This window comes from Streptomyces sp. NPDC018026, assembly GCF_044327745.1.
Classification (GTDB): Bacteria; Actinomycetota; Actinomycetes; order Streptomycetales; family Streptomycetaceae; genus Streptomyces; species Streptomyces rubrogriseus.
The window spans coordinates 242,277-268,407 of sequence record NZ_JBIRFY010000008.1; the positions used below are offsets into that span (position 1 = coordinate 242,277).

General features: G+C 73.0%; 30 protein-coding genes and 1 pseudogene. 17 read left to right on the plus strand and 14 right to left on the minus strand.

Annotated features, from left to right (window positions below):
• Positions 1-117 precede the first annotated feature (117 nt).
• On the plus strand, positions 118-840 hold the full coding sequence (locus ACH4D3_RS25215) for a lysophospholipid acyltransferase family protein (protein ID WP_398325948.1): 723 nt from the start codon (positions 118-120) through the stop codon (positions 838-840).
• A gap of 76 nt (positions 841-916) precedes the next feature.
• Positions 917-1,942 carry an NAD-dependent epimerase/dehydratase family protein gene (locus ACH4D3_RS25220; RefSeq protein ID WP_398325951.1) on the plus strand — a complete coding sequence of 342 codons (1,026 nt, stop codon included), beginning with the start codon at positions 917-919 and terminating at the stop codon, positions 1,940-1,942.
• Between the two features lie 68 nt (positions 1,943-2,010).
• Here ACH4D3_RS25220 and ACH4D3_RS25225 read toward each other — a convergent pair whose 3' ends face one another.
• From ACH4D3_RS25225 to ACH4D3_RS25260, 8 genes are all read right to left on the minus strand, one after another.
• On the minus strand, positions 2,011-3,618 hold the full coding sequence (locus ACH4D3_RS25225; RefSeq protein WP_398325954.1) for an alpha/beta hydrolase: 1,608 nt from the start codon (positions 3,616-3,618) through the stop codon (positions 2,011-2,013).
• Positions 3,619-3,792: 174 nt separating this feature from the next.
• On the minus strand, positions 3,793-4,557 hold the full coding sequence (locus tag ACH4D3_RS25230; protein ID WP_398326394.1) for an urease accessory protein UreD: 765 nt from the start codon (positions 4,555-4,557) through the stop codon (positions 3,793-3,795).
• Positions 4,554-5,231: an urease accessory protein UreG gene (gene ureG / locus ACH4D3_RS25235; protein WP_398325957.1), complete on the minus strand. Its 678-nt coding sequence runs from the start codon at positions 5,229-5,231 to the stop codon at positions 4,554-4,556. Before ureG ends, ACH4D3_RS25230 begins: the two co-directional genes overlap by 4 nt.
• A 162-nt stretch (positions 5,232-5,393) precedes the next feature.
• Positions 5,394-6,068 (minus strand): urease accessory protein UreF, encoded by a 675-nt coding sequence (locus tag ACH4D3_RS25240; RefSeq protein WP_398325960.1) that lies wholly within the window; start codon positions 6,066-6,068, stop codon positions 5,394-5,396.
• 8 nt (positions 6,069-6,076) lie between these two features.
• A complete protein-coding gene (locus ACH4D3_RS25245; protein WP_398325963.1) occupies positions 6,077-7,798 on the minus strand; it encodes an urease subunit alpha in 1,722 nt (573 codons plus the stop codon).
• Positions 7,791-8,102: an urease subunit beta gene (locus tag ACH4D3_RS25250; protein WP_398325966.1), complete on the minus strand. Its 312-nt coding sequence runs from the start codon at positions 8,100-8,102 to the stop codon at positions 7,791-7,793. The genes ACH4D3_RS25245 and ACH4D3_RS25250 overlap by 8 nt, the downstream gene beginning before the upstream one ends.
• A gap of 14 nt (positions 8,103-8,116) precedes the next feature.
• Positions 8,117-8,419: an urease subunit gamma gene (locus ACH4D3_RS25255; RefSeq protein ID WP_003977595.1), complete on the minus strand. Its 303-nt coding sequence runs from the start codon at positions 8,417-8,419 to the stop codon at positions 8,117-8,119.
• 243 nt (positions 8,420-8,662) lie between these two features.
• Positions 8,663-8,950: a type II toxin-antitoxin system Phd/YefM family antitoxin gene (locus ACH4D3_RS25260; RefSeq protein WP_398325970.1), complete on the minus strand. Its 288-nt coding sequence runs from the start codon at positions 8,948-8,950 to the stop codon at positions 8,663-8,665.
• A 124-nt stretch (positions 8,951-9,074) separates the two neighbouring features.
• Here ACH4D3_RS25260 and ACH4D3_RS25265 point away from each other — a divergent pair, with 124 nt between their 5' ends.
• The 3 genes from ACH4D3_RS25265 to ACH4D3_RS25275 all read left to right on the plus strand — a co-directional run bounded on the left by ACH4D3_RS25265 (position 9,075) and on the right by ACH4D3_RS25275 (position 11,017).
• Positions 9,075-9,710 (plus strand): ATP-dependent Clp protease proteolytic subunit, encoded by a 636-nt coding sequence (locus ACH4D3_RS25265; protein ID WP_398325973.1) that lies wholly within the window; start codon positions 9,075-9,077, stop codon positions 9,708-9,710.
• A gap of 7 nt (positions 9,711-9,717) precedes the next feature.
• A complete protein-coding gene (locus ACH4D3_RS25270) occupies positions 9,718-10,026 on the plus strand; it encodes a hypothetical protein (protein WP_398325976.1) in 309 nt (102 codons plus the stop codon).
• 517 nt (positions 10,027-10,543) lie between these two features.
• Positions 10,544-11,017 carry a C40 family peptidase gene (locus ACH4D3_RS25275; protein WP_398325979.1) on the plus strand — a complete coding sequence of 158 codons (474 nt, stop codon included), beginning with the start codon at positions 10,544-10,546 and terminating at the stop codon, positions 11,015-11,017.
• On the opposite strand, the gene ACH4D3_RS25280 is transcribed toward ACH4D3_RS25275, so the two are convergent.
• Positions 10,988-11,500: an ATP-binding protein gene (locus tag ACH4D3_RS25280; protein WP_398325981.1), complete on the minus strand. Its 513-nt coding sequence runs from the start codon at positions 11,498-11,500 to the stop codon at positions 10,988-10,990. The genes ACH4D3_RS25275 and ACH4D3_RS25280 overlap by 30 nt on opposite strands.
• Positions 11,501-11,715: 215 nt before the next feature.
• On the opposite strand from ACH4D3_RS25280, the gene ACH4D3_RS25285 reads away from it, so the two are divergent.
• Both ACH4D3_RS25285 and ACH4D3_RS25290 read left to right on the plus strand, forming a co-directional pair.
• Positions 11,716-12,576 (plus strand): helix-turn-helix domain-containing protein, encoded by an 861-nt coding sequence (locus ACH4D3_RS25285; RefSeq protein WP_398325984.1) that lies wholly within the window; start codon positions 11,716-11,718, stop codon positions 12,574-12,576.
• Positions 12,577-12,597: 21 nt separating this feature from the next.
• Entirely contained in the window at positions 12,598-12,828 is a 231-nt protein-coding gene (locus ACH4D3_RS25290) for a DUF397 domain-containing protein (protein ID WP_398326396.1), read from the plus strand.
• 42 nt (positions 12,829-12,870) lie between these two features.
• On the opposite strand, the gene ACH4D3_RS25295 is transcribed toward ACH4D3_RS25290, so the two are convergent.
• Positions 12,871-13,998 (minus strand): 8-amino-7-oxononanoate synthase, encoded by a 1,128-nt coding sequence (locus ACH4D3_RS25295; RefSeq protein ID WP_398325987.1) that lies wholly within the window; start codon positions 13,996-13,998, stop codon positions 12,871-12,873.
• A 150-nt stretch (positions 13,999-14,148) separates the two neighbouring features.
• Here ACH4D3_RS25295 and bioB point away from each other — a divergent pair, with 150 nt between their 5' ends.
• From bioB to ACH4D3_RS25315, 4 genes are all read left to right on the plus strand, one after another.
• On the plus strand, positions 14,149-15,309 hold the full coding sequence (gene bioB / locus ACH4D3_RS25300; RefSeq protein ID WP_398325990.1) for a biotin synthase BioB: 1,161 nt from the start codon (positions 14,149-14,151) through the stop codon (positions 15,307-15,309).
• Complete coding sequence (locus tag ACH4D3_RS25305; RefSeq protein WP_398325993.1) at positions 15,302-16,588, plus strand: adenosylmethionine--8-amino-7-oxononanoate transaminase; 1,287 nt, start codon at positions 15,302-15,304, stop codon at positions 16,586-16,588. Before bioB ends, ACH4D3_RS25305 begins: the two co-directional genes overlap by 8 nt.
• Position 16,589: 1 nt before the next feature.
• The gene (gene bioD, locus ACH4D3_RS25310) at positions 16,590-17,306 is read left to right on the plus strand and encodes a dethiobiotin synthase (protein WP_398325996.1); all 717 of its coding nucleotides are present in this window, start codon (positions 16,590-16,592) and stop codon (positions 17,304-17,306) included.
• Between the two features lie 221 nt (positions 17,307-17,527).
• Entirely contained in the window at positions 17,528-18,205 is a 678-nt protein-coding gene (locus tag ACH4D3_RS25315) for a class I SAM-dependent methyltransferase (protein ID WP_398325999.1), read from the plus strand.
• Positions 18,206-18,226: 21 nt separating this feature from the next.
• On the opposite strand, the gene ACH4D3_RS25320 is transcribed toward ACH4D3_RS25315, so the two are convergent.
• Positions 18,227-18,601 carry a fic family toxin-antitoxin system, toxin component gene (locus ACH4D3_RS25320; protein WP_398326000.1) on the minus strand — a complete coding sequence of 125 codons (375 nt, stop codon included), beginning with the start codon at positions 18,599-18,601 and terminating at the stop codon, positions 18,227-18,229.
• A 19-nt stretch (positions 18,602-18,620) separates the two neighbouring features.
• Positions 18,621-18,848: a toxin-antitoxin system HicB family antitoxin gene (locus tag ACH4D3_RS25325; RefSeq protein ID WP_398326003.1), complete on the minus strand. Its 228-nt coding sequence runs from the start codon at positions 18,846-18,848 to the stop codon at positions 18,621-18,623.
• 106 nt (positions 18,849-18,954) lie between these two features.
• On the opposite strand from ACH4D3_RS25325, the gene ACH4D3_RS25330 reads away from it, so the two are divergent.
• The 6 genes and pseudogenes from ACH4D3_RS25330 to mug all read left to right on the plus strand — a co-directional run bounded on the left by ACH4D3_RS25330 (position 18,955) and on the right by mug (position 24,883).
• Positions 18,955-19,380 (plus strand): GNAT family N-acetyltransferase, encoded by a 426-nt coding sequence (locus tag ACH4D3_RS25330; RefSeq protein WP_398326006.1) that lies wholly within the window; start codon positions 18,955-18,957, stop codon positions 19,378-19,380.
• Positions 19,381-19,462: 82 nt separating this feature from the next.
• A complete protein-coding gene (locus ACH4D3_RS25335; protein WP_398326008.1) occupies positions 19,463-20,860 on the plus strand; it encodes a hemolysin family protein in 1,398 nt (465 codons plus the stop codon).
• Positions 20,857-21,870: a hemolysin family protein gene (locus tag ACH4D3_RS25340; protein WP_398326010.1), complete on the plus strand. Its 1,014-nt coding sequence runs from the start codon at positions 20,857-20,859 to the stop codon at positions 21,868-21,870. The genes ACH4D3_RS25335 and ACH4D3_RS25340 overlap by 4 nt, the downstream gene beginning before the upstream one ends.
• 94 nt (positions 21,871-21,964) lie before the next feature.
• Entirely contained in the window at positions 21,965-22,747 is a 783-nt protein-coding gene (locus tag ACH4D3_RS25345) for an SGNH/GDSL hydrolase family protein (protein ID WP_398326012.1), read from the plus strand.
• Between the two features lie 106 nt (positions 22,748-22,853).
• Positions 22,854-24,296, plus strand: a complete 1,443-nt coding sequence (gene purB, locus ACH4D3_RS25350) for an adenylosuccinate lyase (RefSeq protein ID WP_398326015.1) — start codon at positions 22,854-22,856, stop codon at positions 24,294-24,296.
• A gap of 20 nt (positions 24,297-24,316) precedes the next feature.
• Positions 24,317-24,883 (plus strand): annotated as a pseudogene (gene mug / locus ACH4D3_RS25355) (G/U mismatch-specific DNA glycosylase).
• Between the two features lie 13 nt (positions 24,884-24,896).
• On the opposite strand, the gene ACH4D3_RS25360 reads toward mug, so the two are convergent.
• Positions 24,897-25,337 (minus strand): hypothetical protein, encoded by a 441-nt coding sequence (locus tag ACH4D3_RS25360; protein WP_398326018.1) that lies wholly within the window; start codon positions 25,335-25,337, stop codon positions 24,897-24,899.
• A 67-nt stretch (positions 25,338-25,404) separates the two neighbouring features.
• Positions 25,405-26,130 carry an ABC transporter permease gene (locus ACH4D3_RS25365; protein WP_398326021.1) on the minus strand — a complete coding sequence of 242 codons (726 nt, stop codon included), beginning with the start codon at positions 26,128-26,130 and terminating at the stop codon, positions 25,405-25,407.
• Position 26,131 lies beyond the last annotated feature (1 nt).

A 26,131-nucleotide genomic window follows, 5' to 3' on the forward strand; every position in this document is an offset into this window, starting at 1 on the left:
ATCGAGTTGACCGAAGAGCGGCCGAACCGGTCCCGGCCGGTTTCGGCGAGGTCGGGCTACGATCGATCAACGGCCGCGGACGACCGGCCGGGAGCCCGGAGAACTGGGAGACACACCGTGTTCTACTACGTGCTCAAGTACGTACTGCTGGGCCCGCTGCTGAGGGTCGTCTTCCGCCCCCGGATCGAGGGGCTCGACCATGTCCCGGGGTCGGGGGCGGCCATCGTCGCGGGCAACCACCTCTCATTCTCGGACCACTTCCTCATGCCCGCGGTGCTCAAGCGCCGCATCACCTTCCTGGCCAAGGCGGAGTACTTCACCGGGCCGGGCCTCAAGGGCAGGCTGACCGCGTTCTTCTTCCGCAGCGCGGGGCAGATCCCCGTGGACCGCTCGGGCAAGGAGGCCGGGCAGGCCGCGATCCGCGAGGGCCTCGGCGTGCTGGGCCGGGGCGAGTTGCTCGGCATCTATCCGGAGGGCACCCGCTCGCACGACGGCCGGCTGTACAAGGGCAAGGTCGGCGTGGCGGTGATGGCGCTCAGGGCCGGGGTGCCGGTCGTGCCCTGCGCGATGATCGGCACCTTCGAGGCGCAGCCGCCGGGCCGGAAGATCCCGAAGCTGCACCCGGTGGTCATCCGCTTCGGCGAACCCCTCGACTTCTCCCGCTACGCGGGCATGGAGGGCGAGAAGGCCGTACTGCGCGCCGTCACCGACGAGATCGTCTACGCGATCCTCTCCCTCTCCGGTCAGGAGTACGTCGACCGGTACGCGGCGGACGTGAGGGCCGAGGAGGCCGAGAGGGCGGCCCGGGGCCGCAGGTTCCCCCGGTTGCCGCACCACTAGCCGGGGGAACCCGCGGCCCCGTCTGCCGTCGGCAGAAGGGCGTGCCCGGTGGGGGCCGGGCGCCTACCGTCGCCGTATGACACGTGCGGTGGTGCTCGGGGCGACGGGACAGATCGGGCGGGCGGCGGTCGACGCGCTGGCCCGGGACGGCTGGGAGGTGACGGCCGTCTCGCGGGGCGGCGACCGGGACGGGCGGTGGCCGGAGGGCGTACGGGTGGTCCGGGCCGACCGGGAGGACGACGCGGCGCTGTCGGCGGCGGTGGGCGGGGGCTGCGACGTGCTGGTGGACGTGGTGGCCTACGGGGAGCGGGAGGCACGGCAGTTGGTCTCGCTCGCCGGGCGGGTCGGCTCGGCGGTGGTGATCTCCAGCGTCTCGGTCTACGAGGACGACAGGGGCCGCGGCTTCGACACGCAGGCCGAGCCGGACGGCTTCCCCGCGTATCCCGTGCCGATCACGGAGACGCAGCGCACCGTCCGCCCGGGGAACGGCTCGTACAGCACCGGCAAGGCGGCGCTGGAGCGGGAACTCCTCGCGGCGGGCGACCGGTTGCCGGTGACGCTGCTGCGGGCGGGCGCGATCCACGGCCCGTACTGCCGGACTCCGCGCGAGCTGTACTTCGTCAAGCGCAACCTCGACGGCAGGCGCCGGCGCGTGCTCGCGTACGGCGGTGCGAGCCGCTTCCACCCGGCGAGCGTGCGCAACATCGCCGAGCTGATCCGGCTGGCCGCCCCGCGACCGGGCACGCGCGTGCTGAACGCGGTGGATCCGGACGCCCCGACGGTGGCGGAGATCGCGGCGGAGATCGACGCGGTGATGGGGGTTCGGACGCGGGACCTGCTGTTGGACGGGCCGCCGGTGGACGGCGTCGGGGACACCCCGTGGACCGTGCCCGCGCCGGTGGTGTGCGACATGGGCGCGGCCCGGGAGCAACTGGGCTATCGCCCGGTGGTCCGGTACGCCGATGCCCTGCCGGAGACGGTGGCCTTCATCGAGGAGCGGCTGGCCGGGCGGGACTGGCGGGAGGCCTATCCGGAGATGTTCGAGGCGTACGGCGACCTCTTCGACTACGCGGCGGAGGACGCCTGGGCCGAGGGACGGTAGCGACAGAGGTGTCAGGGGGTGACCGGTCGGACCGGTCACCCCCCCTTGCCGCTCGTCCCCGGTCCGGGTTACGGCTTGGGCGTGGCGTGCGGCGCGCAGGTCACGTCGCGGGCGTCCAGCTTGCCGGTGAGCAGGTAGGCGTCCACCCGGTCGTTGATGCACGGGTTGACCAGTCCGGTCACGCCGTGCGACCCGGCGTCCCGCTCGGTGATGAGCCGGGAGCCCCTGAACCGCTGGTGCAGTTCGACGGCGCCCTCGTACGGGGTGGCGGCGTCACGCTCGGACTGGACGATCAGCACCGGCGGAAGTCCCTTGCCGGTCTTCACGTTCAGCGGGGTCTGCTGCTTGACCGGCCAGGTGGCGCAGGGCAGGTTCATCCAGGCGTTGGCCCAGGTCATGAACGGGTGGTCGCGGTGGAGCCGGGTGTTGTCCCGGTCCCAGGTGCGCCAGTTGGACGGCCACTTGGCGTCGGTGCACTCGACGGCCGTGTAGACGGCGTTGCCGTTCTCCGCGGAGGCGTTGCCCGCGGTGTCGGACGGGTCGGGTGCGGCGGCGTCGACGAGCGCCTGGGTGTCACCGGCGACGTACTTGCTGAAGATCTCCGCGGTCGGCGCCCAGGCGGAGTCGTAGTAGGGGGCGCTCTGGAAGAAGGAGATCAGCTCGGCCGGTCCGACGACGCCGCCCAGCGGCTCCTTCGCGGCCCTGGCGCGCAGCTTCAGCCACTGGTCCTGGACCTCGGCGCGGGTGTCGCCGAGGTGGTAGGCGGCGTCGTTCGCGGCGACCCAGTCCTGCCAGTCCTTCCAGCGGCCCTCGAAGGCGACGTCCTGGTCCAGGTTGGCCTGGTACCAGATCTTGTCGCGGGAGGGGTTGACGACGCTGTCGACGACCATGCGGCGGACGTGGTCCGGGAAGAGGGTGCCGTAGACGGCGCCGAGGTAGGTGCCGTAGGAGACGCCGAGGTAGTTGAGCTTCTTCTCGCCGAGGGCGGCGCGGATGACGTCGAGGTCGCGCGCGGTGTTCGGCGTGGTCATGTGCGGGAGCATCTCGCCGCTGCGCTCGAAGCAGCCCTCGGCGTACTCGCGGGCGAGCTTGCGCTGGGCGCGCTTGTCGGCCTCGGAGCCGGGCACGGGGTCGGCCTTGGGTGCCTTGACGAACTCCTGCGGGTCGACGCAGGAGATGGGGGCGGAGTGGCCGACGCCGCGCGGGTCGAAGCCGACGAAGTCGTAGGCCTTGGCGGTGTTGGCCCAGACCGCGCTCTTGCTCGTGACGCGGGCCGGGAAGCGCAGGCCGGAGCCGCCGGGGCCGCCGGGGTTGTAGATGAGCGCGCCCTGGCGCTCGCTCCTGGTGCCGGTGTTGCCGATGCGGTCGACGGCGAGCTTGATCTGCTTGCCGTACGGCTTGGCGTAGTCCATCGGCACCGTGACGTAGCCGCACTGGATGGGCTTGGGCAGGTTCCAGTCGGCGGCGCAGTCCTGCCAGTCGATGCCCGCCCGGGCGGCGCGGGCGGCGGCGATGGCGGCACCGCGCGCCTCCCGGTCCCAGCCCCGCCCGTGGCCGTCGGCCGGGGTGGCGCTCGCGGCGGGTGCCGACACGGCGCCGGCGATCAGCGTGGCGGTGACCAGCGCTCCGGCCGTGCCGAACGCGGTCGCCCGCCGCCGTATGCTGCTCTTCCTCAAGTGGCCCTCCCCGTACGTGTTCGCGACAAGTACGGGGATCCTCGCCGCTGTGGGTTTCCTGAGAACAGAGTCAGTACTACTTCTTTGCCAATCCGATAAACGGAGAAGGGCGTTCGTTCGGCGGGGCCGTCGGCCGGCCCGTGGCCGGCCTGTGGACGACCCGTGGACGGAGACTCAGTCCAGCGAGGCCAGCGCCCCGTCCAGCAGCCGTCGCAGCCGGAGCGCGTCCGGCGCCACGGCGGTCACCAGCGCTGCGGGCCCCGCGAGCGGCATGACGGCCGCGCCCTCCTCGAACACGCGCGCCGCCGGTGGCTCGGCGGCGAAGCCGGGCCGGACGACGACCAGCTGGCCGACTGCGCGGTGTCCCGCCAGCCCGGCCGGTCCGTCCCAGCCACCCGGCGCGCCGGGCCCGCACGACAGCTCCTGGTCGAGGACGCACCGTCCGTCGATCCGCAGGGTGAGACGGCTGGTCAGGCGCCCCGGTTCCTCCCCGGCCCGCCCGAGCACCTGCTCCTCGCGCAGCAGCAGCCGCGCCCCCGCGGCGAGGTCGACGGACGTGGTGACGGTGAGTTCGCTGCCGCCCGCGGAGATCAACTGCTCCGGCAGCCAGCACAGTTCCGCGTCCTCGTCGACGGTGAGCCGGACGTCGTAGCGGGCCCCGGCCTTGTCCTGCCCGGGCAGGGCGAGGGTGGCGGCGGCCGAGCCGACCCGCAGCCGGGCGCCGTTCGCGGCGTGCACCCCGACCTCGAAGCGGTCGCCGCCGAGCGGCCCGCTCATCGCGCCGACCAGCATCACCCGGGTCTCGGCCCCGCTCCCCCGGGTCCGCCGCACGGCGAGGGGGCCCTCGCCCTCCAGGACGGGCAGCACGGTGCCCCCGCGCCCGTCACCGCGGGCGAGGACGCGGGCGCTCGCCCGGACACCGCCGGCGGCGGTGGTCACGCGGTCCACGCGGCGATCCGCTCCCGCACCCAGTCGGCGACCTCCCGCACGCCGTCCTCGCCGCGCAGCGACTGCAGTACGACGGGCAGTTCACCGCGCACCGCCTTGGCGTCGGCGGCCATGCGCGCGAGGTCGGAGCCCACGTACGGCGCGAGGTCGGTCTTGTTGACGATGAGCAGGTCGGCGGTGGCGACTCCGGGCCCGCCCTTGCGCGGGATGTCGTCGCCGCCCGCCACGTCGATCACGAACACCTGCGCGTCGACGAGTCCCCTGGAGAAGGTGGCGGTGAGGTTGTCCCCACCGGACTCCACCAGGACCAGATCGAGCGGGCCGACCTCGTCCTCCAGGTCTTCGACGGCCTCCAGGTTGGCTGAGATGTCGTCCCGGATCGCGGTGTGCGGGCAGGCGCCGGTCTCCACGGCGGTGATCCGCTCGGGCGGCAGCACCGCCTCGCGGAGCAGGAACTCGGCGTCCTCCCGGGTGTAGATGTCGTTGGTCACCACGGCGAGGGACAGCTCCGCCCGCAGCGCCCGGCACAGGGCGGCGACGGTGGCGGTCTTCCCGGACCCGACGGGCCCGCCGAGTCCGATCCGCAGCGCCCGCCGCGTCCCGTCGGGCCGACGCGCGTCGGCGGAGACGGCGGCGGGGGATTCGAGGTGATGGTCAAGATGCATACGGCAACTCCTGGCAAAGTCGGGGGAAATGAGCCCGTCCGGCGTTTGAGGACGAGGCCGTCCAGGCCGAACGGGGGTCCAGGGGGCACAGCCCCCTGGCGGGGTGGAAGGGGCAGCGCCCCTGGGGTCGGGAACGGGAAGGGGCGGCGGGGGCGAACCCACCTACGAGGCGAACAACCTCACAGGCCAGGCGGCATGCGCCTCCGCCCCGATCTCCAGCAACGGCGCCGACCGCGCGGGCAGCACACCGGCCCCGTCGCTCACCACGCGCTCCGCCACCTCCACGGCGTCCGCGGCGACCCGGTCGAGCTCTCCCGCGAGCCGCGCCAGCACCCCCGTCGCGTCGAACGGATCGAGACCGAGCAGCCGCACGACGGCCGTCGCGGGTCCGCTCACCCCCTCGTAGAGGGAGCAGTACGCCGCGTCGAGCGCCCCGAGCCCGGCCGCACGCGCGGCGAGCCCGAGCACGACGGGCTGATGGGCCCCCTTGGGGAACAGCGAGGCCAGGGCGTCGAGTTCGGCACTCGGCCAGGTCGCGCGGGCGGCCCGCATCAGCTGCCGCCCCAGTCGGCGCGCCGCCACCCGCAGGGCGGGCGACGGGGTGCGGGCGTCGGCGGCCCGGTCGAGTTCCCCGGGGTCGGCCCCCAGCGCGGCGGCCGCCGCGACGCACGCCGCGACGACCCCGCTCGTGTGCAGGCGCCCCCGGCAGAACGCCTCCAGGCTCGCGGCGTCCGTGATACGTCCCACCCGGACGGCGGCCTCCGCCCCGCCGGAGTGGGCGTGCCCTCCGGCGGGGAAGCGGCCGTCCGCGAGGACGAGCAGTGCTGCGCGGCTCATCTCCGCGCTCAGAAGAGGAAGTACCGCTGGGCCAGCGGCAGTTCGGCGACGGGTGCGGGTTCGACGAGTTCGCCGTCGATGGTCACCGCGAAGGAGTCCGCGGCGACCTCCACGCGGGGCAGCGCGTCGTTCTGCCGCATGTCGGCCTTGGTCCGGCCGCGGGTGGACCGGATGGGCACGAACGCCCGCCCGAGCCCGAGCCGTTCCGCCAGCCCGTCCTCGACGGCCTGCTCGGAGACGAAGTTGACCGAGTTGGTGGCGGGAGCGGTTCCCAGCGCCCCGTACATCGGGCGCGGCAGCACCGGCTGCGGCGTCGGAATGGAGGCGTTGGCGTCACCCACCTGCGCGTAGGCGATCTGGCCGCCCTTGATGACGAGTTGCGGCTTGACGCCGAAGAAGCGGGGGTCCCAGAGCACCAGGTCGGCGAGCTTGCCGGTCTCGACGGAGCCGACCTCGTGCTCGATGCCCTGGGCGACGGCGGGATTGATGGTGTACTTGGCGACATAGCGACGGGCCCGCAGGTTGTCCGCGCGGGTGTCGCCGGGCAGGAAGCCGCGCCTGCGCTTCATCACGTGCGCGGTCTGCCAGGTCCGCAGGATCACCTCGCCGATGCGGCCCATGGCCTGGGCGTCCGACGACATGATGGAGATCGCGCCCATGTCGTGCAGGACGTCCTCGGCCGCGATGGTGCTGGGCCGGATCCGGGACTCGGCGAAGGCGAGGTCCTCGGGGACGGCCGGGTTGAGGTGATGGCAGACCATCAGCATGTCGAGGTGTTCCTCGACGGTGTTGACGGTGTGCGGCCGGGTCGGGTTGGTGGACGCCGGCAGCATGTTGGGCAGCGATACCGCCGTGATCATGTCAGGTGCGTGGCCGCCGCCGGCGCCCTCGACGTGGAAGGCGTGCAGGGTGCGGCCCGCGACCGCGTCGAAGGTGTCACCGACGAAGCCGGCCTCGTTCAGGGTGTCGGAGTGCACGGCGAGCTGGACGCCCGACTCCTCGCACACGTCCAGGCAGGCGGAGATGACGGCGGGGGTGGCGCCCCAGTCCTCGTGGATCTTGAAGCCGAGGACACCGGCCCGCAGCTGGTCACGCATGGACTCCTTCGACATGGTGCTGCCCTTGCCGAGGAAGCCGATGTTGACCGGGCTCGACTCCAGGGCGGCGAACATCCACGCGAGGTGCCAGGAGCCGGGCGTGACGGTGGTCGCCTTGCTGCCCTCGGCCGGGCCGGTGCCGCCGCCGATGAGGGTGGTGACGCCGGACGCCAGGGCCTCGTCGACGGCGCTCGGCGCGATGAAGTGGACGTGGGTGTCGATGCCGCCCGCGGTGACGATCTTGCCGTTGCCCGCGACGATCTCCGTCTCGGGGCCGATGACGAGGTCGGGGTGGACGCCGTCCATGGTGTCCGGGTTCCCGGCCTTGCCGATGCCGGTGATGCGTCCGTCGCGGATGCCGATGTCGGCCTTGACGATCCCCCAGTGGTCGATGATCAGGGCACCGGTGATCACGGTGTCGGGAGCGCCCTGGGCGCGGGTGGTGCGCGACTGCCCCATGGACTCGCGCAGCACCTTGCCGCCGCCGAAGACGGCTTCGTCGCCGGAGCGGCCGGGACCGCCGGACCGGTCCTCCTCGATCTCGACGAAGAGGTCGGTGTCGGCGAGGCGGACGCGGTCGCCGGTGGTCGGGCCGAACAGGTCGGCGTAGGCGGTGCGGGACAGTTCAGGCATCGAGGGCACCTCCGGTCGCGCCGCGCAGTCCGACGACGACCCGGGCGCCCGCGAGGGGGATCAGCCGCACGTCGACGGGGATGCCGGGCTCGAACCGGACGGCGGTGCCGGCGGCGATGTCCAGCCGCCTGCCGTGCGCCGCGGCGCGGTCGAACTCGAGACCGGGGTTGGCCTCGGCGAAGTGGTAGTGGGAGCCGACCTGGACGGGCCGGTCGGCGGTGTTGAGCACGGTCAGGCGGACGGCCGCGCGGCCTTCGTTGAAGGCGACCGGCTCGTCGGCGAAGAGGATCTCTCCGGGGATCACGACTGCCGCCCCCGTCAGATGATCGGTTCGTGGACGGTGACCAGCTTGGTCCCGTCGGGGAAGGTGGCTTCGACCTGCACGTCGTGGATCATCTCGGGGATGCCCTCCATGACCTCGTCGCGCTGGATCAGCTTGCGTCCGGAGGACATCAGTTCGCCGACGCTGCGCCCGTCCCGGGCGCCTTCGAGGATGTGCGCGGTGATCAGCGCGACGACCTCGGGATGATTGAGCTTGACACCTCGTGCGCGGCGCTTCTCCGCCACGTCCGCGGCCACATGGATGAGCAGTCTCTCCTGCTCGTGCGGGGTCAGTTGCATTTACCACCTCACAGGGCATCACGCCAGGACCGGCAGGTCCGGCTGCCGCGGCCACCGCGACGGCTCTAGATGTAACACACATGAATGGGCCGGTATGCACCCACCGGTGCCCGAGAAACCGCAGGTGGATCGGGGTGCAGACTAGGGCTACAGTGTTACGGCCACGTCACCCGGTTTTGACCGATTGATTACCGGTGCCGTCGGCGATCCCCCGCATGCCCGCACCCGGACGCGCGCCCCGCCCTAGGACGGTTCGGACCCCCGGTGCTCCGCGGCGATGCCGAAGCGGTGGTGCTCGGGGCGTGCCGAGGTGGCGGCCGTGTCGTGGACGCCGGCGACCGAGGTGATGGTCACCTGGGTGTCCGAGGGTTCCCGGACCTCCTCCAGCCGCTCGAGGTCGGCGGCGGAGACGAGGGCGACGAGAGGCTTGCCGTGCCGCGTCACGACGACGCGCTCACCGCCGTACACCACCCGGTTGATCAGGTCGGCCAGCTCGGCCCTGGCTTGCGTCACCGGAATCTCGTAGGCCATGGCCCCAGCTTACGGTTCCGCCCGAATCCGCTCTCGACTCCACGCCCAAGCAAGCGTACGTCCTGTACATTTTTTACAGAGACAGTGCAGCCGAAGTCGGTTCTGCCACGAGGAGGGGTTCGTCATGACCCGGCCGCCCGCCCGCCATGTCCTGCCGGAGTTCACCGAGCGCACCAGCGCGGGGACCCGGACGTCGGACCCGTACTCCAAGCTGCTCCAGGAGCGGATCGTGTTCCTCGGGACACCGGTCGACGAGGCCTCCGCGAACGACGTGACGGCGCAGCTCATATATCTGGAGCACCAGGCGCCGGACCGGGACATCGAGCTGTACGTCAACTCGCCCGGCGGCTCCTTCACCGCCATGACCGCGATCTACGACACGATGCGCCACGTCGCCTGCGACGTGGCCACCACCTGCCTCGGGCAGGCCGGTTCGTCCGCCGCCGTGCTGCTGGCGGCGGGCACCCCCGGCAAGCGCGCCGTCCTGCCGGGCGCCCGGGTGGTGCTCCACCAGCCGGCGCTCACCGAACCGGTGCGGGGGCAGGCGAGCGACCTGGCCGTCCACGCCGGGGAACTGGTCCGGGTCCGCGCCCGCCTGGAGGAGATCCTCGTACGGCACACCGGCCGCTCTCCCGAGCAGGTGGCCGAGGACATCGAGCGGGACACGGTCCTGGACGCCCGGCAGGCGCTGGAGTACGGGCTGGTGGACCGGATCGTGCCGGGCCGCAGGACCCCGCCCGCCTCGCCCGGCGCGAGGTGATCGGCCCGTGCTGCCACCCGAGTTGCCGCCGCTGCCCGCACTGACCCGCGCCGAGGCCGAGGTCGTCGACCGCTATCTGGACGTCGTCGACCTGCTCGGACGCATCAACCCCGGCCGGGACGGCGACACCTACCGCGGGCTGCGGGCCGCCCAGGCACTGGTCGGCAAGGCGGCGGCGCTGCGTGACGCGCTGACGGTGATGCACCGGCGGGGCGAGACGGAGGTGCACGCCGCCACCCTGGCCCGGGCGCTGCGCGTGCTCGACGGTGAGCGGCGGACGGCGCGGGTCGGTCTCCCGCCCGCTTCCGAGAGTTGAGAAACCCCGGGTCGAAACGGACCAAACGACGTACCCCCTTTCGGCGTAGGAACACCTCCGATTCGCGACCGGCCGAAGTTGCGGCAGTCGTGCGCTCCGCCGGCGCGAGACCCCACTGCACCGCTGGTCCCGGGGCCGCCACCGCCTGCGGCGGCGCTTCGAACAGGAGGGCGTCGACCCGGACGGGTGAGTGGGACGTAACAACACAAAGGGCACGTTCCGTTGGGAATTCCCCTCGGGGCGGGACAAGATCCGTGACTGACGACAAGCCCCCGCCGCAGCGGCGGGGCGGTCCGGGCGGACGCCGAGTCCTGCCGCCGTCCGGACGACCGGTCGCAAGGGAAGTGGATCGGCAGGAGTGGAGGACCCGAGCACGACGGGTCGCCGGCACGGCCGCCTCCGCGAGAGGCACCGGGCCCGGCGGTCCTTGGGGTGAAGCCGCACACCGCGGCCGGGCAACTTCGCCAGCCCGAATCCGACAGGTCATCCTTCACAGGCGGCTGACGAAGGGTTGCGCATGTCCGCGCTCAATCGTGTCCCGTCGCTGATGGCCCGTGCCGGTACGGCCTCGGCTCTCACCCTCGCCGCCGTGGGCGGCTCCGTCGTGGTCCCCGGTGTCGCCGCCGAGGCGGCCGCGGCGAGTCATGCGACGAAAGCCCTCAGGATCGCGGCCTCCAAGAAGGGCGCCCCGTACCGCTGGGGTGCCACCGGCCCGCACCGGTTCGACTGTTCCGGCCTGACGTTGTACTCGTTCAAGAAGGCCGGCAAGAAGCTGCCGCGCACCGCGGCCCAGCAGTACAACAAGACCAGCCGGGTGTCCGTGAGGAACCGCAAGGCCGGTGACCTCGTGTTCTTCCACTCCGGCAGCAGCGTCTACCACGTCGGCATCTACGCCGGGAAGGGCCGGATCTGGCACGCGCCGAAGACCGGCGCCGTGGTGCGCCTGGAGAAGATCTGGACCTCAAGCGTCTGGTACGGCCGGGTCAAGTAGCCCGCCCGCGGGGGTGACGGCGTTCTGTCCCGCCGTCACCCCCGCGGGCGCGGCCGGTCCGCGCGGGGGCGTCCAGGGCAGTTCGATGGAGACGGTCTTGCCGCCCTCGCGGGTGGGCCTGACTCTCAGCTTGCCGCCGCACTCGGCGGTCAGCCAGCGAATGATCACCATGCCCCGGCCGTTGTCCTGCTGGACGGCGGCGGGCAGGCGCTTGGGGAAGCGCGGGTGGCTGTCCGTGACGCCGAGGCGCAGCCGCTCGTCGCGGTCGAGGACGAGGTCCACCGTGAAGGTGGGTGACTGCCCGAACGTGTGCTGGACCGCATTGGTCGCCAGTTCGGAGACGATGAGCCGCACCGTGTCCGACAGGTCGGCGTCGCCCGGCAGGCCCCACTCCCCCAGGGTGCCGACCACGTAGGTCCGCGCGGCGGCCACCGAGGCGGGATCGCTCGGCAGAGTGACGGATGCTTCCAGATGGTCTGCCATGGCGACGTCGTCCCTTTCTCACGGGACCGCGGCCCGACACGGAGCGGATGGTTCGAGTACGGTCCCGGACTGGTGCTTCGCCGCCAGACTGCCATCACCGGACCTGTGAAGGGCGGCGATCCACCAAGATATGCATATATCTGTCGCTCGAAGCGGTGAACTCTGCGACGGCAGAGCGTATTTGGGCGACTCATAAGGAGTAAGGGAGTTGTCCCATGCAGCACGGTCCCGTGGTGCGCCGCCGGAAGCTGGGCGCGGAACTGCGCGCCCTGCGCACGTCGGCGGGCATCACCAGCGGTGAGGCGGCCCGGCTCGTGGGCTGGCACCAGTCGAAGGTCAGCCGGATCGAGACCGGCACGAGCGGGGCGAAACCGGCCGACGTGCGGTTACTGCTGGACGCCTACGGCGTGGCCGACGAGCAGCTGCGGGGACTGCTGGTGATGCTGGCGCGCTCCGAGGACGCGGGGGGACGCAACCACTGGTGGCACGCGTACCGCGGGGTGCTGCCGCCGACCTACCGGGACTTCATCAGCCTGGAGTCGCAGGCCGCCGCGATGCGCACGCTGGAGACCACGGTGGTGCCCGGCCTGCTCCAGACGCCGGAGTACGCCCGCGCGGTGACGCGCGCCGCCGTGGACGGGATGCCGGCGGAACGGCTGGACACGCTGGTCGAGGTCCGGCTGGCCCGGCAGGACGTGCTGCGGGGCGAGCCGCCGCTGGAGCTGAGCGCGGTCCTGGACGAGGCGGTGCTGCGCCGGGAGGTGGGCGGGCCCGGGGTGATGGCCCGTCAACTGGCGAGACTGGTCGAGGCGGCGCAGCTCCCCCATGTCCGGCTCCAGGTCCTGCCGTTTGCCGCCGGGGCGCACATCGGTGTCACCGGCCCTTTCGTAATCTTCTCATTTTCGAGCACTTCTGATCTGGACGTGGTTGTTCTCGACCACTTGACGAGTAGCCTGCACCTCGAACGGAAAGAAGACCTAGAGGCCTATACCGAGGCCTTCAACGCCCTTCTGATCCATGCCCTTTCGCCCGAGGACTCGTTGGACTTCATCGCCGCGACCGCGGCAGGCGCGTAAGGAGGCACCATGTCAGGCTCCATGTCCGAACGTCCCCGGAACATCCCTGCCGGCACCGATATGCCCGGTGTCCGGTGGCTGCGCAGCAGCTACAGCACCGGAGCGAACAACTGTGTGGAGACGGCCCGTCCGTCGGCCGGCCCCGGCGCCGGACTGCTCGCCGTGCGCGACTCCAAGAACCCGGCCGGACCCGCCCTGCTCTTCTCCCCCGGGAGCTGGACGGCGTTCACCGCCGGCGCCGGCCGCGGCTGACCGCGCCGGACACCGGACGACGCACGGCCGTGTCCCGCCGACTCATGGCCGCGTTTCGCCGATCACCCGTACAGCGCGCTCGATCTGTTCCCGGGAGAGGTCCCCGCGAGCGGTCAGCCTGAGCCGTGAGATGCCGTCGGGCACCGAAGGAGGGCGGAAGCAGCCCACGGACAGGCCGGCCGCCCGGCAGTCGGCCGCCCACCGCACGGCCTCCTCCGGGGAGGGTGCGCGCACCGAGACGACCGCGGCGTCCGGACGTACCGCGTCCAGACCCGCGGCGGTCAGCCGTTCGTGCAGTTCGGCGGCGACGGCACGGGCCCGCGCCGCACGCTCCGGCTCGCGGACGAGCAGCCTGAGCGCCGCGAGGGCCGCTCCGGCGGCGGCGGGGGCGAGTCCCGTGTCGAAGATGAACGTGCGGGCCGCGTTGACCAGGTGGTCGACGACCCGGGCGGGGCCCAGCACGGCGCCGCCCTGGGCGCCGAACGACTTGGACAGCGTGACGGTCACGACGACGTCGTCGCGGCCCGCGAGGCCCGCGCCCTGCGGGGCGCCCCGGCCGCCGTCACCGAGGACACCGAGACCGTGGGCGTCGTCGACGACGAGCCCGGCCCCGTACGCCCGGCACGCGTCGGCCAGTGCCGCCAGGGGCGCGGCGTCGCCGTCGACCGAGAAGACCGTGTCGGAGACGGCCAGCGCGGGTCCGTCGTGCGTCGCCAGTGCCTTGCGCACGGCGTCCGGGTCGGCGTGCCCCACGACCTGGGTGGTGCCGCGGGCGAGCCGGCAACCGTCGATCAGCGAGGCGTGGTTGCCCGCGTCGGAGACGACGAGGCTGCCGTGCGGTGCCAGCGCGGTGACCGCGGCGAGGTTGGCCGCGTAGCCGGAGGAGAAGACGAGCGCGGCCTCGAAACCGCAGAACTCGGCCAGTTCGCGTTCGAGTTCGGCGTGCAGTGCGGTGGTGCCGGTCACCAGCCGGGAGCCGGTCGCGCCGCCGCCCCAGGTCCGCGCGGCCGAGGCCGCCCCTTCCACCACCTCCGGGTGCCGGGCCAGACCCAGGTAGTCGTTGCTCGCCAGGTCCAGCAGCGAGGACGCCGCCGGGCGGGGGCGCAGAACCCGTACGAGTCCGGCCTCGCGGCGCGCCCGGTCCTGCTCCTCGATCCAGCCGAACGCCATGGCACGGTCCTCCGGGGTTTTGTAGGCAATGAACAGACATTAGCGGTCCGGCCACCCCCGCGAGGTGTGGCAATACCCACACGTCGATCTGTCAGTGTTGTGCAAAGTCTCCTTGGCCGCGGACGGCCCCTTAGGACAGGATCGGCTCTCATGGACCTGCTGAACACGCTGGTGGACAAGGGGCTTCGGCGCGAGTCGCCGACCCGCGAGGAGGCGCTCGCCGTCCTCGCCACTTCCGACGACGACCTGCTCGACGTGGTGGCCGCGGCCGGAAAGGTGCGCCGCCACTGGTTCGGCCGACGGGTGAAACTCAACTATCTCGTCAACCTCAAGTCGGGCCTGTGCCCCGAGGACTGCTCCTACTGCTCGCAGCGGCTGGGCTCCAAGGCGGAGATCCTCAAGTACACCTGGCTCAAGCCCGACCAGGCCTCGGCGGCCGCCGCGGCCGGAGTGTCCGGGGGCGCCAAGCGCGTGTGCCTGGTGGCCAGCGGACGCGGTCCGACGGAGCGGGACGTGGACCGCGTGTCGGACACCATCAAGGCCATCAAGGAGCAGAACGAGTCCGTGGAGGTCTGCGCCTGCCTGGGGCTGCTCTCCGACGGCCAGGCGGAGCGGCTGCGGGAGGCCGGGGCCGACGCCTACAACCACAACCTCAACACCTCCGAGTCGACGTACGGCGACATCACGACCACGCACACCTACGCCGACCGGGTGGACACGGTCAACAAGGCGCACGCCGCCGGGCTGTCCGCCTGCTCGGGGCTCATCGCGGGCATGGGCGAGAGCGACGAGGACCTGGTCGACGTGGTCTTCTCGCTGCGCGAGCTGGACCCGGACTCGGTGCCGGTCAACTTCCTGATCCCGATGGAGGGCACGCCGCTGGCCAAGGAGTGGCACCTCACCCCGCAGCGGTGCCTGCGCATCCTGGCGATGACGCGGTTCGTCTGCCCGGACGTCGAGGTGCGCATCGCGGGCGGGCGCGAGGTCCATCTGCGCACGATGCAGCCGCTCGCGCTGCACCTGGCCAACTCGATCTTCCTCGGCGACTACCTCACCAGCGAGGGCCAGGCGGGCCACGCGGACCTGGAGATGATCGCGGACGCCGGCTTCGAGGTGGAGGGCGCGGGCGAGGTCACCCTTCCGGAGCACCGCGCATCGGTGCGGGGCGGGGGCTGCGGGTCGCACGCCGGTGGTGGAGTGTGCGCCCCCGCGCCCGCGTCCACGACGCCGCGCCCGGCCGAGGAGCCCCGCACGGACCTGGTGGCGGTACGCCGCCGCGGCGCCGGGACGGACCTCGCGCCCAATGCCTGAGGCCGCGCCGAACGTCGCCGAACTGCTGGACCTGGACCGGCGGCACGTCTGGCACCCGTACGGGCCCATGCCCGGCCGGCAGGACCCGCTGGTCGTGGAGTCGGCGAGCGGGGTACGGCTGCGGCCGGCCGACGGCTCCGGGGATCTGGTCGACGGGATGTCGTCCTGGTGGTCGGCGATCCACGGCTACAACCACCCGGTGCTGAACACGGCCGCCCGCGAGCAACTTGAGCGGATGAGCCATGTGATGTTCGGCGGGCTCACCCACGAGCCCGCCGTACGGCTGGCGAAGCTCCTTGTCGACATGTCTCCCGAGGGCCTGGAGCACGTGTTCCTCGCCGACTCCGGGTCGGTGTCGGTCGAGGTCGCCGTGAAGATGTGCCTGCAGTACTGGCGCTCGCTCGGCCGCCCCGGCAAGCGCCGCCTGCTCACCTGGCGCGGCGGCTACCACGGCGACACCTGGCAGCCCATGTCGGTGTGCGACCCCGAGGGCGGCATGCACGAGCTGTGGTCCGGTGTCCTGCCGCGCCAGGTCTTCGCGGACGCGCCGCCGACGGAGTACGAGGAGACGTACGCCGACCACCTGCGGTCACTGATCGAGCGGCACGCCGGCGAACTGGCCGCGGTGATCGTGGAGCCGGTGGTGCAGGGCGCGGGCGGGATGCGCTTCCACTCCCCCGCGTACCTGCGGGTGCTGCGCGAGGCGTGCGACGCGCACGACGTCCTGCTGGTCTTCGACGAGATCGCGACCGGCTTCGGCCGCACGGGCGCCCTGTTCGCGGCGGAGCACGCGGCGGTGACGCCGGACGTGATGTGCGTGGGCAAGGCGCTGACCGGCGGTTACCTGACGATGGCGGCCACCCTGTGCACCTCGCGGGTGGCCGAGGGCATCTCGCGGGGCGAGGTACCGGTGCTGGCCCACGGGCCGACGTTCATGGGCAATCCGCTGGCCGCGGCCGTGGCGTGCGCGTCGATCGGGCTGCTGCTCGGCCAGGACTGGCGCGCGGAGGTCAAGCGCATCGAGACGGGCCTCACCGGGGGGCTCGCGCCCGCCGCCGAGCTGCCCGGCGTGCGGGACGTGCGGGTGCTCGGCGCGATCGGGGTGGTGCAGCTCGACCACGCCGTCGACATGCGGGCCGCGACGCGGGCGGCCGTGCGTGAGGGCGTGTGGCTGCGCCCGTTCCGCGACCTGGTCTACACCATGCCGCCGTACATCACGGGCGACGCGGACGTGGCACGCGTCGCCCGCGCGGTCTGCGCGGCGGCACGGGAGGGATGACATGCCGGTACTGGTGATCACGGGCACGGGCACGGAGGTCGGCAAGACGGTCGTGACCGCCGCGGCGGCCGCTGCGGCCCTGGCGGGCGGCCGGACGGTGGCCGTGCTCAAGGCGGCGCAGACCGGCGTCGGTCCGGACGAGACCGGGGACGCCCGGGAAGTGGCCCGCCTGGCCGGGAACGCCACGGTCGCCGAGGTGGCCCGGTTCCCCGAACCCTTGGCGCCGGGCACGGCCGCGCGCCGGGCCGGACGGGCACCGGTGCGTCCGTGGGAGGTGGCGGAGGCCGCGGCCAAACTCGCCACGGAGCACGATCTGGTGCTGGTCGAGGGCGCGGGCGGACTGCTCGTACGCTTCGACACGGAGGGCGGCACGCTGGCCGACGTCGCCGGTCTGCTGGGCGCACCGGTGCTGCTGGTGACGTCGGCGGGGCTGGGCACCCTGAACACCACCGAGCTGACGGCGCGCGAGCTGCGTTCCCGGGGGCTGGAGCTGCCCGGGCTGGTGATCGGCAGCTGGCCCGGGGCCCCGGACCTCGCCGCCCGCTGCAACCTCGCGGACCTCCCGGACGTGTCCGGCGCTCCGCTCCTCGGCGCGGTCCCGGCCGGGGCGGGGTCCCTCACCCCGGCCGCCTTCCGGTCGGCGGCGCCGCGCTGGCTGGCGCCGCCCCTGGACGGCACCTGGGACGCGGACGCGTTCGGCGACCGGCACGGCCCGTGACCGACGGGATGCTCGGGACGGGCGGCAGGAGGGTCCGGTAGGCGGCGGAAAGGTCCGGGCCGAGGCGGACGGTCCGGGAGGACGCGGGAGGGGTCCCGGCCGCTGCCGCAGGGGGCCGGGGCCACGCGGTCGGTCTAGGGCCGAGTCGCTCGCGCGGTGGGTGCACCGGGCCCGCGCGGGGGAGAATCGCGGTAAGGCTGCCGCCTGGTGAGGGAGGTCCCATGCCGCTGCGATCCGCCCGGGCCCGCGGGGTGCCGCGGGACGCCGTGCACCATCCGCTGTTCGCCCGCTACTACGCCCGCGTCAGTGTGGGCGCCGAGACCCGGATGGGCATGGCCCGCGTGCGCCGGCGGCTGCTCGCCGGACTGACCGGGCGGGTCATCGAGGTCGGCGCGGGCAACGGGCTGAACTTCTCGCACTATCCGGGCACCGTGTCCGAGGTCGTCGCCATCGAACCGGAGCGGGTGCTGCGGCAGTTGGCGGTGGAGGCGGCACTGCGCGCCGAGGTTCCGGTGGACGTGGCGCCGGGCGCTGCGGAGGCCCTGCCGGTCAAGAGCGAGGCCTTCGACGCGGCCGTGGTCTCGCTGGTGCTGTGCAGTGTCCGGGACGTGCCGCGCGCGCTCGCGGAGCTGCGGCGCGTCCTGAAGCCGGGCGGACAGGTGCGGTTCTTCGAGCACGGCCGGGGCGGCGGGCGGGCGATGACCTTCACCCAGCGGGCGCTGGACCGGACGCTGTGGCCTCCCCTGTCCGGCGGCTGCCACCTCTCCCGCGAACCGGTGGCCGCGCTGCGGGAGGCGGGGTTCACCCTCGGGCCCTACCGGCAGCTGATGATGCCGGAGCACGGGCCGGCCCTGCCGAGTTCGTACTGCGCCCTGGGCACGGCCTGGCGACCGTCCTGAACGGCGGTGCGACGGGCGCGGTCACCCGCTCCAGCCGCGCAGTTCGTCCGCGATCTCCTCGACCGACGCCTCGCCCTTCTTCACGAGCAGCGCGAGGTCCCGCACCCGCTCCGGCGTGGTGACGACCTCCACCCCGCTGGCGACCAGGTAGGCGTAGGCGACCGCGGAGGCGAACAGGGCGTTGGAGCGCTCCAGCGCCGGGACGTGGATCAGCAGCTGGAGCAGCGCGGCGGCGCGGGCGTGCGGGGTGTCGTAGACGGGGGTGTCGAATATCTCGGCCCGGTGGCGGGCGACGGCCGCGACGAGCGCTCCCCAGTCGGTGACCTGCGGGTCACCGGGGGTGCGCCGCTCGGCGAGCATCAGCAGCCAGGCGAGGTCGATGGTGAGGTCGTTCATCCGGGACGCGTGCGACGGCTCAGCGTCGGCCCTCGCCGGCCTCCTCGGCGAACACCTTCTCGTACTGGCGCATGAAGTCCGCGGCGGCCTCCACGAAGGTGCGGCCCGCCTCACCGGTGTCCTGCCGGACCAGTTCCTCGATGTAGCGGTTCACGCTCACCCCCCGGGCCAGGGCCTTCTCGCGGGCCGCCCGGGCGGTGCCCTCGTCCACCCGCACGTTCAGCTGGGCCTTCCGGGTCTTCGCCATACCTCGAAGCTAGCGCCGGAACGCTAGCGGCGGCAAGGGCGTGCCGCGCCCGTCCGCATCCCGGAACAACCGCACGGGTGCCCGGCGCCCGTGGTGGGATCGCGGCATGACGGATCTGCGCATACGGCCCGCCCGGCCCGAGGACCTGGACGCCGTGCTGGCCTTCTGGAAGACGGCCGCCGAGGGGACGAGCATCAGCGACGACCGGGAGGGGGTGGAGCGCCTGGTGGCGCGCGACCCCGAGGCGCTGCTCCTGGCCGAGCGCGAGGCGGAACTGGTGGGCACGGTGATCGCGGGCTTCGACGGCTGGCGCTGCCATCTGTACCGGCTGGCGGTGCACCCGGACCACCGGCGCCGTGGCATCGGCTCGGCCCTGCTCACGGCCGCCGACGAGCGCTTCGTCCGGCTCGGCGGGCGCCGCGGCGACGCGATGGTGCTGGTCCGCAACGAGCGGGCCCAGCATGCCTGGCGGGCCGCCGGGTACGAGCCGCAGGAGCAGTGGCGGCGCTGGGTGAAGCCGCTCACCGACTGAGCGACCGCCAGGCGAAAGGTTGAAGGCTTGAACATCGGGCGAACCTTCTGCTCCTGGCCGATCATGGATCCGAGGTGACCCGATGACCGAAGTGCTCCTGCTGCTGGTGGCGATCCTGCTCTCACTCGCGTGCGGTGCGTTCGTCGCGGCCGAGTTCTCGCTGACCACCGTCGAGCGCGGCGAACTGGAGCGCGCGGCGGCCCGGGGCGAGCGGGGCGCGGCGAGCGCCCTCAAGGGCGTACGGAACCTGACCTTCCAGCTCTCCGGCGCCCAGCTCGGCATCACGGTCACCAACCTGGTGGTCGGCATGCTCGCCGAGCCGTCGGTCGCGGCGCTGATCGCGGGGCCGCTGGAGGACCTCGGGGTGTCGCGTTCGGCGGCGTCCTCGCTGGCGCTGGTGCTGGGCACCGCCCTGTCGACGGTGTTCCTGATGATCGTCGGGGAACTGGTGCCGAAGAACTGGGCGATCTCCTCGCCGCTGGCCGTGGCCAAGCGGGTGGGCGGCCCGCAACGCTGGTTCAGTGCGGTCTTCCGCCCTTTCATCACCCATCTGAACAACACCGCCAACCGCATCGTGCGCCGCTTCGGCGTGGAGCCCGCCGAGGAACTGGCGTCCGCGCGCGGCCCGCAGGAGCTGGCGGCGCTCGCCCGGCACTCGGCGAAGGAGGGCGCGCTGGAGGCCGACACCGCCGAGTTGTTCGTGCGCACCCTGAACCTGGCCGACCTGACGGCGCAGCAGGTGATGACCCCGCGCGTCCAGGTCGTGGCCCTCGACGTCCGGGCGACGTGCGAGGACGTGGCGAACGCGACGCGGGCGACCGGGTTGTCCAGGTTCCCGGTCTACCAGGACAGCCTCGACGCCGTGGTCGGGACGGCACACGTCAAGGACGTCCTGGCGGTGCCGGCCGAGCGGCGGCCCGGGATGCCGGTCGCCGACCTGATGCGCGAGCCGCTGCTGGTCCCCGAGTCGCTGACCGTGGACCGGCTCCTGGACCGGCTCTCCGGGCGGCGCACGATGGCCGTGGTGATCGACGAGTACGGCGGTACGGCCGGGGTGGCCACGCTGGAGGACATCGTCGAGGAGGTGGTCGGCCAGGTGCGGGACGAGCACGATCCGCACGAGACGCCCGACCTCGATCCGGCGGGCACGGACGAAGCGGGGCACGCGCTGTACTGGGCCGACGGCTCCGCGCGCGTGGACCGGCTCGAACGACTGGGCCTGCGGGTGCCCGAGGGCCCGTACGAGACGGTCGCGGGGCTGGTGGCGGCCGGTCTCGGGCACATCCCCGCCGTGGGCGACAGCCTCGATGTCGCCGGCTGGCGGCTGGACGTCGTGGACGCCACGGGGCGCAGGGCCGCCCGGGTGCTGATGCACGCCCCCCTTGACGACGGAACCGACGGAGCCAACGGAACCGACGGAACCGACGCCGCCGGGCCCGGCCCGGGCGGCGGGGAGAACGAGGGGGAGGCCGGCCGGTGACCGCCGTACAGCTGCTGATCGGTCTGGCGACCCTGGTCGTCAACGCGTTCTTCGTGGGCGCCGAGTTCGCGCTGATCTCCGTACGCCGCAGCCAGGTGGAGCCGTACGCCGAGGAGGGCGACACCCGGGCGAAGCGCGTGCTGTGGGGGCTCGAGCACGTGTCGGCCCTGCTGGCGGCGGCGCAGCTCGGCATCACGCTGTGCACGCTGGTCCTCGGCATCGTCGCGGAACCGGCGATCGCGCACCTGCTGGAGCCGGTGTTCCACGCGGTGGGCGTGCCGTCGGGCGCCGGGCACGCGGTGTCGTTCGTGCTCGCCCTGGCACTGGCGACGTATCTGCACATGCTGCTCGGCGAGATGGTCCCGAAGAACATCTCGCTCGCCGAGCCGGTGCGCAGCGCGCTGATCCTCGGGCCGCCGCTGGTGGCGCTGTCCCGGGCACTGCGGCCGGTGATCTTCACGGTCAACGCCTTCGCGAACGGGCTGCTCAAGCTGCTCAGGGTCGAGGCCAAGGACGAGGTGGCGGCGACCTTCACGGACGCGGAGCTGGCGGAGATCGTCAAGGACGCGGGCGAGGCCGGGCTGATCGACGACCGGGCCCGGGAGCGGCTGCACGACGCCCTGGAGCTGGGCCGGCGGCCGGTGCGGGACGTGGTGCTGCCGCTGGAACGCGTCGTCCACGCGCGCGTGGGCATCACCCCGGAGCAGTTGGAGCGGCTGTCGGCGCAGTCGGGGTTCTCCCGCTTCCCGGTGGTCGACGACGGGCGGCGGATCGTCGGCTACCTGCACGTGAAGGACGCCCTGGACGCCTCGCCGCGGGACCTGCCGTTCCGGCTGCGGGACATGCGCCCCATCGCCCGGGTGCGCGAGCGCACCCCGCTGGACGACGTGCTCACCGCCATGCGGCGCAGCCGTACGCACCTGGCGGCGGTGCTCGGCTCCGACGGGCGGCTGGCGGGTCTGGTGACCATGGAGGACGTCCTGCGGGAGCTGTTCGGGCAACGGACGTGAGCCCGGCGTCCCCAGGGCCCGCGGGCCCTCGGGGACGGCACCGGGGAGGGCGACCGACCGGCGGGTATGTGCAGGGGATACCATTTCCGTCGCCATGCAGACGAACCCCGCGTACACCAGTCTCGTCGCCGTCGGCGACTCCTTCACCGAGGGCATGTCGGACCTGCTGCCCGACGGCTCCTACCGTGGCTGGGCCGACCTCCTCGCCACGCGGATGGCGGCCCGCTCCCCCGGCTTCCGGTACGCCAACCTGGCGGTGCGCGGGAAGCTGATCGGACAGATCGTCGACGAGCAGGTGGACGTGGCCGCCGCCATGGGAGCCGACGTGATCACGCTGGTCGGCGGGCTCAACGACACGCTGCGGCCCAAGTGCGACATGGCCCGGGTGCGGGACCTGCTGACCCAGGCCGTGGAGCGGCTCGCCCCGCACTGCGAGCAGCTGGTGCTGATGCGCAGTCCCGGCCGGCAGGGACCGGTGCTGGAGCGCTTCCGGCCCCGCATGGAGGCGCTGTTCGCCGTGATCGACGACCTGGCCGAACGGCACGGCGCGGTGGTCGTCGACCTGTACGGGGCCCGGTCGCTGGCCGACCCGCGGATGTGGGACGTGGACCGGCTGCACCTGACCGCCGAGGGCCACCGCCGGGTCGCGGAGGCGGTGTGGCAGTCGCTCGGCCACGAGCCCGAGGACCCCGAGTGGCACGCGCCGATCCCGGCCACACCGCCGCCGGGGTGGGTGTCGCGCAGGACCGCCGACGTCCGGTTCGCCCGGCAGCACCTGCTGCCCTGGATAGGCCGCAGGCTGACCGGCCGCTCGTCCGGGGACGGCCTGCCGCCCAAGCGCCCGGACCTGCTGCCCTACGGGGACCCCGCGCGGTGATCCCCGGCGCCGCACGGCCCTTCGCGGGTTGCGACGGCGCTTCGTAGGTTCCGACGAACGGCCCCGCGGCGCCGACCTGCACGAATCGCCAGTAGAATCCGTCTACGTGACTTCCGCTCCCGCCAAGCCCCGCATCCCGAACGTCCTCGCCGGACGCTACGCCTCCGCCGAGCTCGCCACCCTCTGGTCGCCCGAGCACAAGGTGAAGCTCGAGCGGCAGCTCTGGCTCGCCGTGCTGCGGGCCCAGAAGGACCTGGGCATCGAGGTGCCCGACGCCGCGATCGCCGACTACGAGCGCGTCCTCGACCAGGTCGACCTGGCCTCGATCGCCGAGCGCGAGAAGGTCACGCGGCACGACGTGAAGGCGCGGATCGAGGAGTTCAGCGACCTCGCCGGGCACGAGCACGTGCACAAGGGCATGACCTCCCGCGACCTGACGGAGAACGTCGAGCAGCTCCAGATCCGGCTCTCGCTGGAGCTGGTCCGGGACCGTTCCGTGGCCGTCCTGGCCCGCCTCGGCAAGCTGGCCGGCGAGTACGCCGAGCTGGTCATGGCCGGCCGCTCGCACAACGTGGCGGCGCAGGCCACGACGCTGGGCAAGCGGTTCGCCACCGCCGCCGACGAGCTGCTCGTGGCGTACGGCCGGGTGGAGGAGCTGCTCGGCCGCTACCCGCTGCGCGGCATCAAGGGCCCGGTCGGCACCGCCCAGGACATGCTGGACCTGCTCGGCGGTGACGCGGGCAAGCTGGCGGACCTGGAGCGGCGGATCGCCGGGCACCTCGGCTTCTCGCAGGCGTTCACCTCGGTCGGCCAGGTCTACCCGCGCTCCCTGGACTACGAGGTCGTCACCGCGCTGGTGCAGCTCGCCGCCGCGCCGTCCTCGCTGGCCAAGACGATCCGGCTGATGGCCGGGCACGAGCTGGTCACGGAGGGCTTCAAGCCCGGCCAGGTCGGCTCGTCCGCGATGCCGCACAAGATGAACACCCGTTCCTGCGAGCGCGTCAACGGCCTGACGGTGATCCTGCGCGGCTACGCCTCGATGACCGGCGAGCTGGCGGGCGACCAGTGGAACGAGGGCGACGTTTCCTGCTCGGTGGTGCGCCGGGTGGCGCTCCCCGACGCCTTCTTCGCGCTGGACGGGCTCCTGGAGACCTTCCTGACCGTGCTCGACGAGTTCGGTGCCTTCCCGGCCGTGGTGGCCCGGGAGCTGGACCGCTACCTGCCGTTCCTGGCCACCACGAAGGTGCTGATGGGCGCGGTGCGGGGCGGTGTGGGCCGCGAGGTCGCGCACGAGGCGATCAAGGAGAACGCGGTCGCCTCCGCGCTGGCCATGCGCGAGCAGGGCGCCGAGCGCAACGAGCTCCTCGACAAGCTGGCGGCCGACGACCGCATCCCGCTGGACCGTGCCGCCCTGGACGCGCTGATGGCCGACAAGCTCTCCTTCACCGGCGCCGCGGCCGACCAGGTCGGTGTCGTCGTCGGCCGGATCGAGGACATCGTCAAGCGGCACCCGGAGGCCGCCGGTTACGCCCCCGGAGCGATCCTCTGACCCGCTTCACCCGGGCCGAGCTGGAGGCCGCCCGCGACCGTCTCGTACCGGACGTCGTCGCGGACGGCCTCCGCGTGCTGTTCTGCGGCATCAACCCCGGCCTGATGACGGCGGCGACGGGCCACCACTTCGCCCGTCCCGGCAACCGCTTCTGGCCGGTGCTGCATCTGTCCGGGTTCACTCCGCGGCTGCTGCGTCCGTCGGAGCAGGGGCAGTTGCCCTCGTACGGGCTCGGCATCACGAACGTCGTGGCGCGGGCCAGCGCGCGGGCGGACGAGCTGACCGCCGAGGAGTACCGGGAGGGCGGCCGGCTGCTGGCGCGGAAGGTGGCGCGGCTGCGGCCCGGTTGGCTGGCGGTGGTGGGTGTCACCGCGTACCGGGCCGCCTTCGACTAACCGAAGGCCCGGGTGGGGCCGCAGGAGCGGACGTTCGGGAGTACGCGGGTGTGGGTGCTGCCCAATCCCAGCGGGCTCAACGCGCACTGGACGGCGCAGACGATGGCACAGGAGTACGCCCGGCTGCGGAAGGCGGCACACGGGACGGGGGCGCACGGGACGGACGCGCACGGGTCGGGGGCGCAGGCCTAGGCGTGGGCCGCGGTCACGGTGGTGCCTCCCGCGTGATCACCGCCAGCAGCCGCACCTCGTCCGCCTCGTCGCGGTCGGTGACGGCCACCGCGACCCAGCGGCCGGTGCCCGCGACCTCCCAGACGTACGCCACGCGGGCGTCGGCGCTCAGCCCGGCCCACGGCTCGGGTATCCGCTCCCGCTCGGTCCGCAGCAGGACCGTCTGCAGGTTGACGGGGTCCGTCCCGCCCCAGCGCGGGGCGAGACGCTCGCAGAGGGCGTCCCGCTCCTTCTCGTACTGCTCGACCGTCGCCGCCCGCTCGCCCGGGGCGCGGCCGCGCAGGCCGCGGCTGCTCTCCAGCACCGCCGTGAAGTACCCGGGACCCGCGGTGCCCCCGTCCGACGGGCCGTGCTCCGCCGGGAAGGGCCGGAAGCACAGCTCGTCGACGAGGGCGAGGTGCCGCGCGATGTTCATGCCTCCAGTAAACCCGCCGCCACTGACAATTGGCGGGGCGTCAGCCTCCCCGCCAAGTCGTCCGCGGTCAGGCGTCCCGGCGGCGCAGCCGCCAGAATCCGGCGAGGAGGGCGGCCGCGGCCCACAGCGCGGTCACCGCGAGCCCCGTCCAGGGCCCCAGGGTCCCGTCGTGCGTCCGGTAGAGGACGATCTGACCTGCCTTGTCGGGCAGGAAGTCGGCCGCTGTGCCCGCCGCGTCCCCGATCACGAAGGAGACGATGAGGATGAACGGGACCAGGGTGGACAGGGTGGCCACTCCGCTGCGGAACAGGGTGGTGAGCCCGGCCGCGAACAGGGCCATGAGCATGAGGTAGATCCCGCAGCCCACGACGCCGCGGACCTGCTCGCCGACGGTTAGCCCGGCCGCCGCCGTGCCGAGGCCCGCACGAGCCGCGAGCAGGGCGGCGAGCGCGGTGACCAGTCCCACCACCAGGGCCGGTACGGCGGCGACCGCCAGCTTCGCCGCGAACCACCGGCCGCGCTGCGGTACGGCGGCCAGGGAGAGCCGGATCCCGTTGCCCTGGTACTCGGAGGAGACGACGACGGCGCCGAAGGCGATGGCCGCGATCTGGCCGGGCATGACACCGGACAGGGCGGTGAACAGCGGGTCGAAGTCCGGATCGGAGGCGTCGGACGACCCGGCCAGTGCGGAGAACGCCGTGGTGACCACGAACAGGGCCAGCAGAGAGCCGCACAGCGAGCGCAGGGTGAGCACCTTGAGCGCCTCGGCGCGGAGGACGGGCGTGAGGTTCATG

Excerpts from the sequence above, each read along its gene's own strand:
- ACH4D3_RS25220 (WP_398325951.1), top strand. The coding sequence starts at position 917 with ATGACACGTGCGGTGGTGCTCGGGGCGACGGGACAGATCGGGCGGGCG.
- ureG (WP_398325957.1), bottom strand. The coding sequence starts at position 5,231 with ATGCATCTTGACCATCACCTCGAATCCCCCGCCGCCGTCTCCGCCGAC.
- ACH4D3_RS25240 (WP_398325960.1), bottom strand. The coding sequence starts at position 6,068 with ATGAGCCGCGCAGCACTGCTCGTCCTCGCGGACGGCCGCTTCCCCGCC.
- ACH4D3_RS25245 (WP_398325963.1), bottom strand. The coding sequence starts at position 7,798 with ATGCCTGAACTGTCCCGCACCGCCTACGCCGACCTGTTCGGCCCGACC.
- ACH4D3_RS25255 (WP_003977595.1), bottom strand. The coding sequence starts at position 8,419 with ATGCAACTGACCCCGCACGAGCAGGAGAGACTGCTCATCCATGTGGCC.
- ACH4D3_RS25260 (WP_398325970.1), bottom strand. The coding sequence starts at position 8,950 with ATGGCCTACGAGATTCCGGTGACGCAAGCCAGGGCCGAGCTGGCCGAC.
- ACH4D3_RS25265 (WP_398325973.1), top strand. The coding sequence starts at position 9,075 with ATGACCCGGCCGCCCGCCCGCCATGTCCTGCCGGAGTTCACCGAGCGC.
- ACH4D3_RS25275 (WP_398325979.1), top strand. The coding sequence starts at position 10,544 with ATGTCCGCGCTCAATCGTGTCCCGTCGCTGATGGCCCGTGCCGGTACG.
- ACH4D3_RS25280 (WP_398325981.1), bottom strand. The coding sequence starts at position 11,500 with ATGGCAGACCATCTGGAAGCATCCGTCACTCTGCCGAGCGATCCCGCC.
- ACH4D3_RS25285 (WP_398325984.1), top strand. The coding sequence starts at position 11,716 with ATGCAGCACGGTCCCGTGGTGCGCCGCCGGAAGCTGGGCGCGGAACTG.
- ACH4D3_RS25290 (WP_398326396.1), top strand. The coding sequence starts at position 12,598 with ATGTCCGAACGTCCCCGGAACATCCCTGCCGGCACCGATATGCCCGGT.
- ACH4D3_RS25295 (WP_398325987.1), bottom strand. The coding sequence starts at position 13,998 with ATGGCGTTCGGCTGGATCGAGGAGCAGGACCGGGCGCGCCGCGAGGCC.
- bioB (WP_398325990.1), top strand. The coding sequence starts at position 14,149 with ATGGACCTGCTGAACACGCTGGTGGACAAGGGGCTTCGGCGCGAGTCG.
- ACH4D3_RS25305 (WP_398325993.1), top strand. The coding sequence starts at position 15,302 with ATGCCTGAGGCCGCGCCGAACGTCGCCGAACTGCTGGACCTGGACCGG.
- bioD (WP_398325996.1), top strand. The coding sequence starts at position 16,590 with ATGCCGGTACTGGTGATCACGGGCACGGGCACGGAGGTCGGCAAGACG.
- ACH4D3_RS25315 (WP_398325999.1), top strand. The coding sequence starts at position 17,528 with ATGCCGCTGCGATCCGCCCGGGCCCGCGGGGTGCCGCGGGACGCCGTG.
- ACH4D3_RS25320 (WP_398326000.1), bottom strand. The coding sequence starts at position 18,601 with ATGAACGACCTCACCATCGACCTCGCCTGGCTGCTGATGCTCGCCGAG.
- ACH4D3_RS25325 (WP_398326003.1), bottom strand. The coding sequence starts at position 18,848 with ATGGCGAAGACCCGGAAGGCCCAGCTGAACGTGCGGGTGGACGAGGGC.
- ACH4D3_RS25330 (WP_398326006.1), top strand. The coding sequence starts at position 18,955 with ATGACGGATCTGCGCATACGGCCCGCCCGGCCCGAGGACCTGGACGCC.
- ACH4D3_RS25335 (WP_398326008.1), top strand. The coding sequence starts at position 19,463 with ATGACCGAAGTGCTCCTGCTGCTGGTGGCGATCCTGCTCTCACTCGCG.
- ACH4D3_RS25345 (WP_398326012.1), top strand. The coding sequence starts at position 21,965 with ATGCAGACGAACCCCGCGTACACCAGTCTCGTCGCCGTCGGCGACTCC.
- ACH4D3_RS25360 (WP_398326018.1), bottom strand. The coding sequence starts at position 25,337 with ATGAACATCGCGCGGCACCTCGCCCTCGTCGACGAGCTGTGCTTCCGG.
- ACH4D3_RS25365 (WP_398326021.1), bottom strand. The coding sequence starts at position 26,130 with ATGAACCTCACGCCCGTCCTCCGCGCCGAGGCGCTCAAGGTGCTCACC.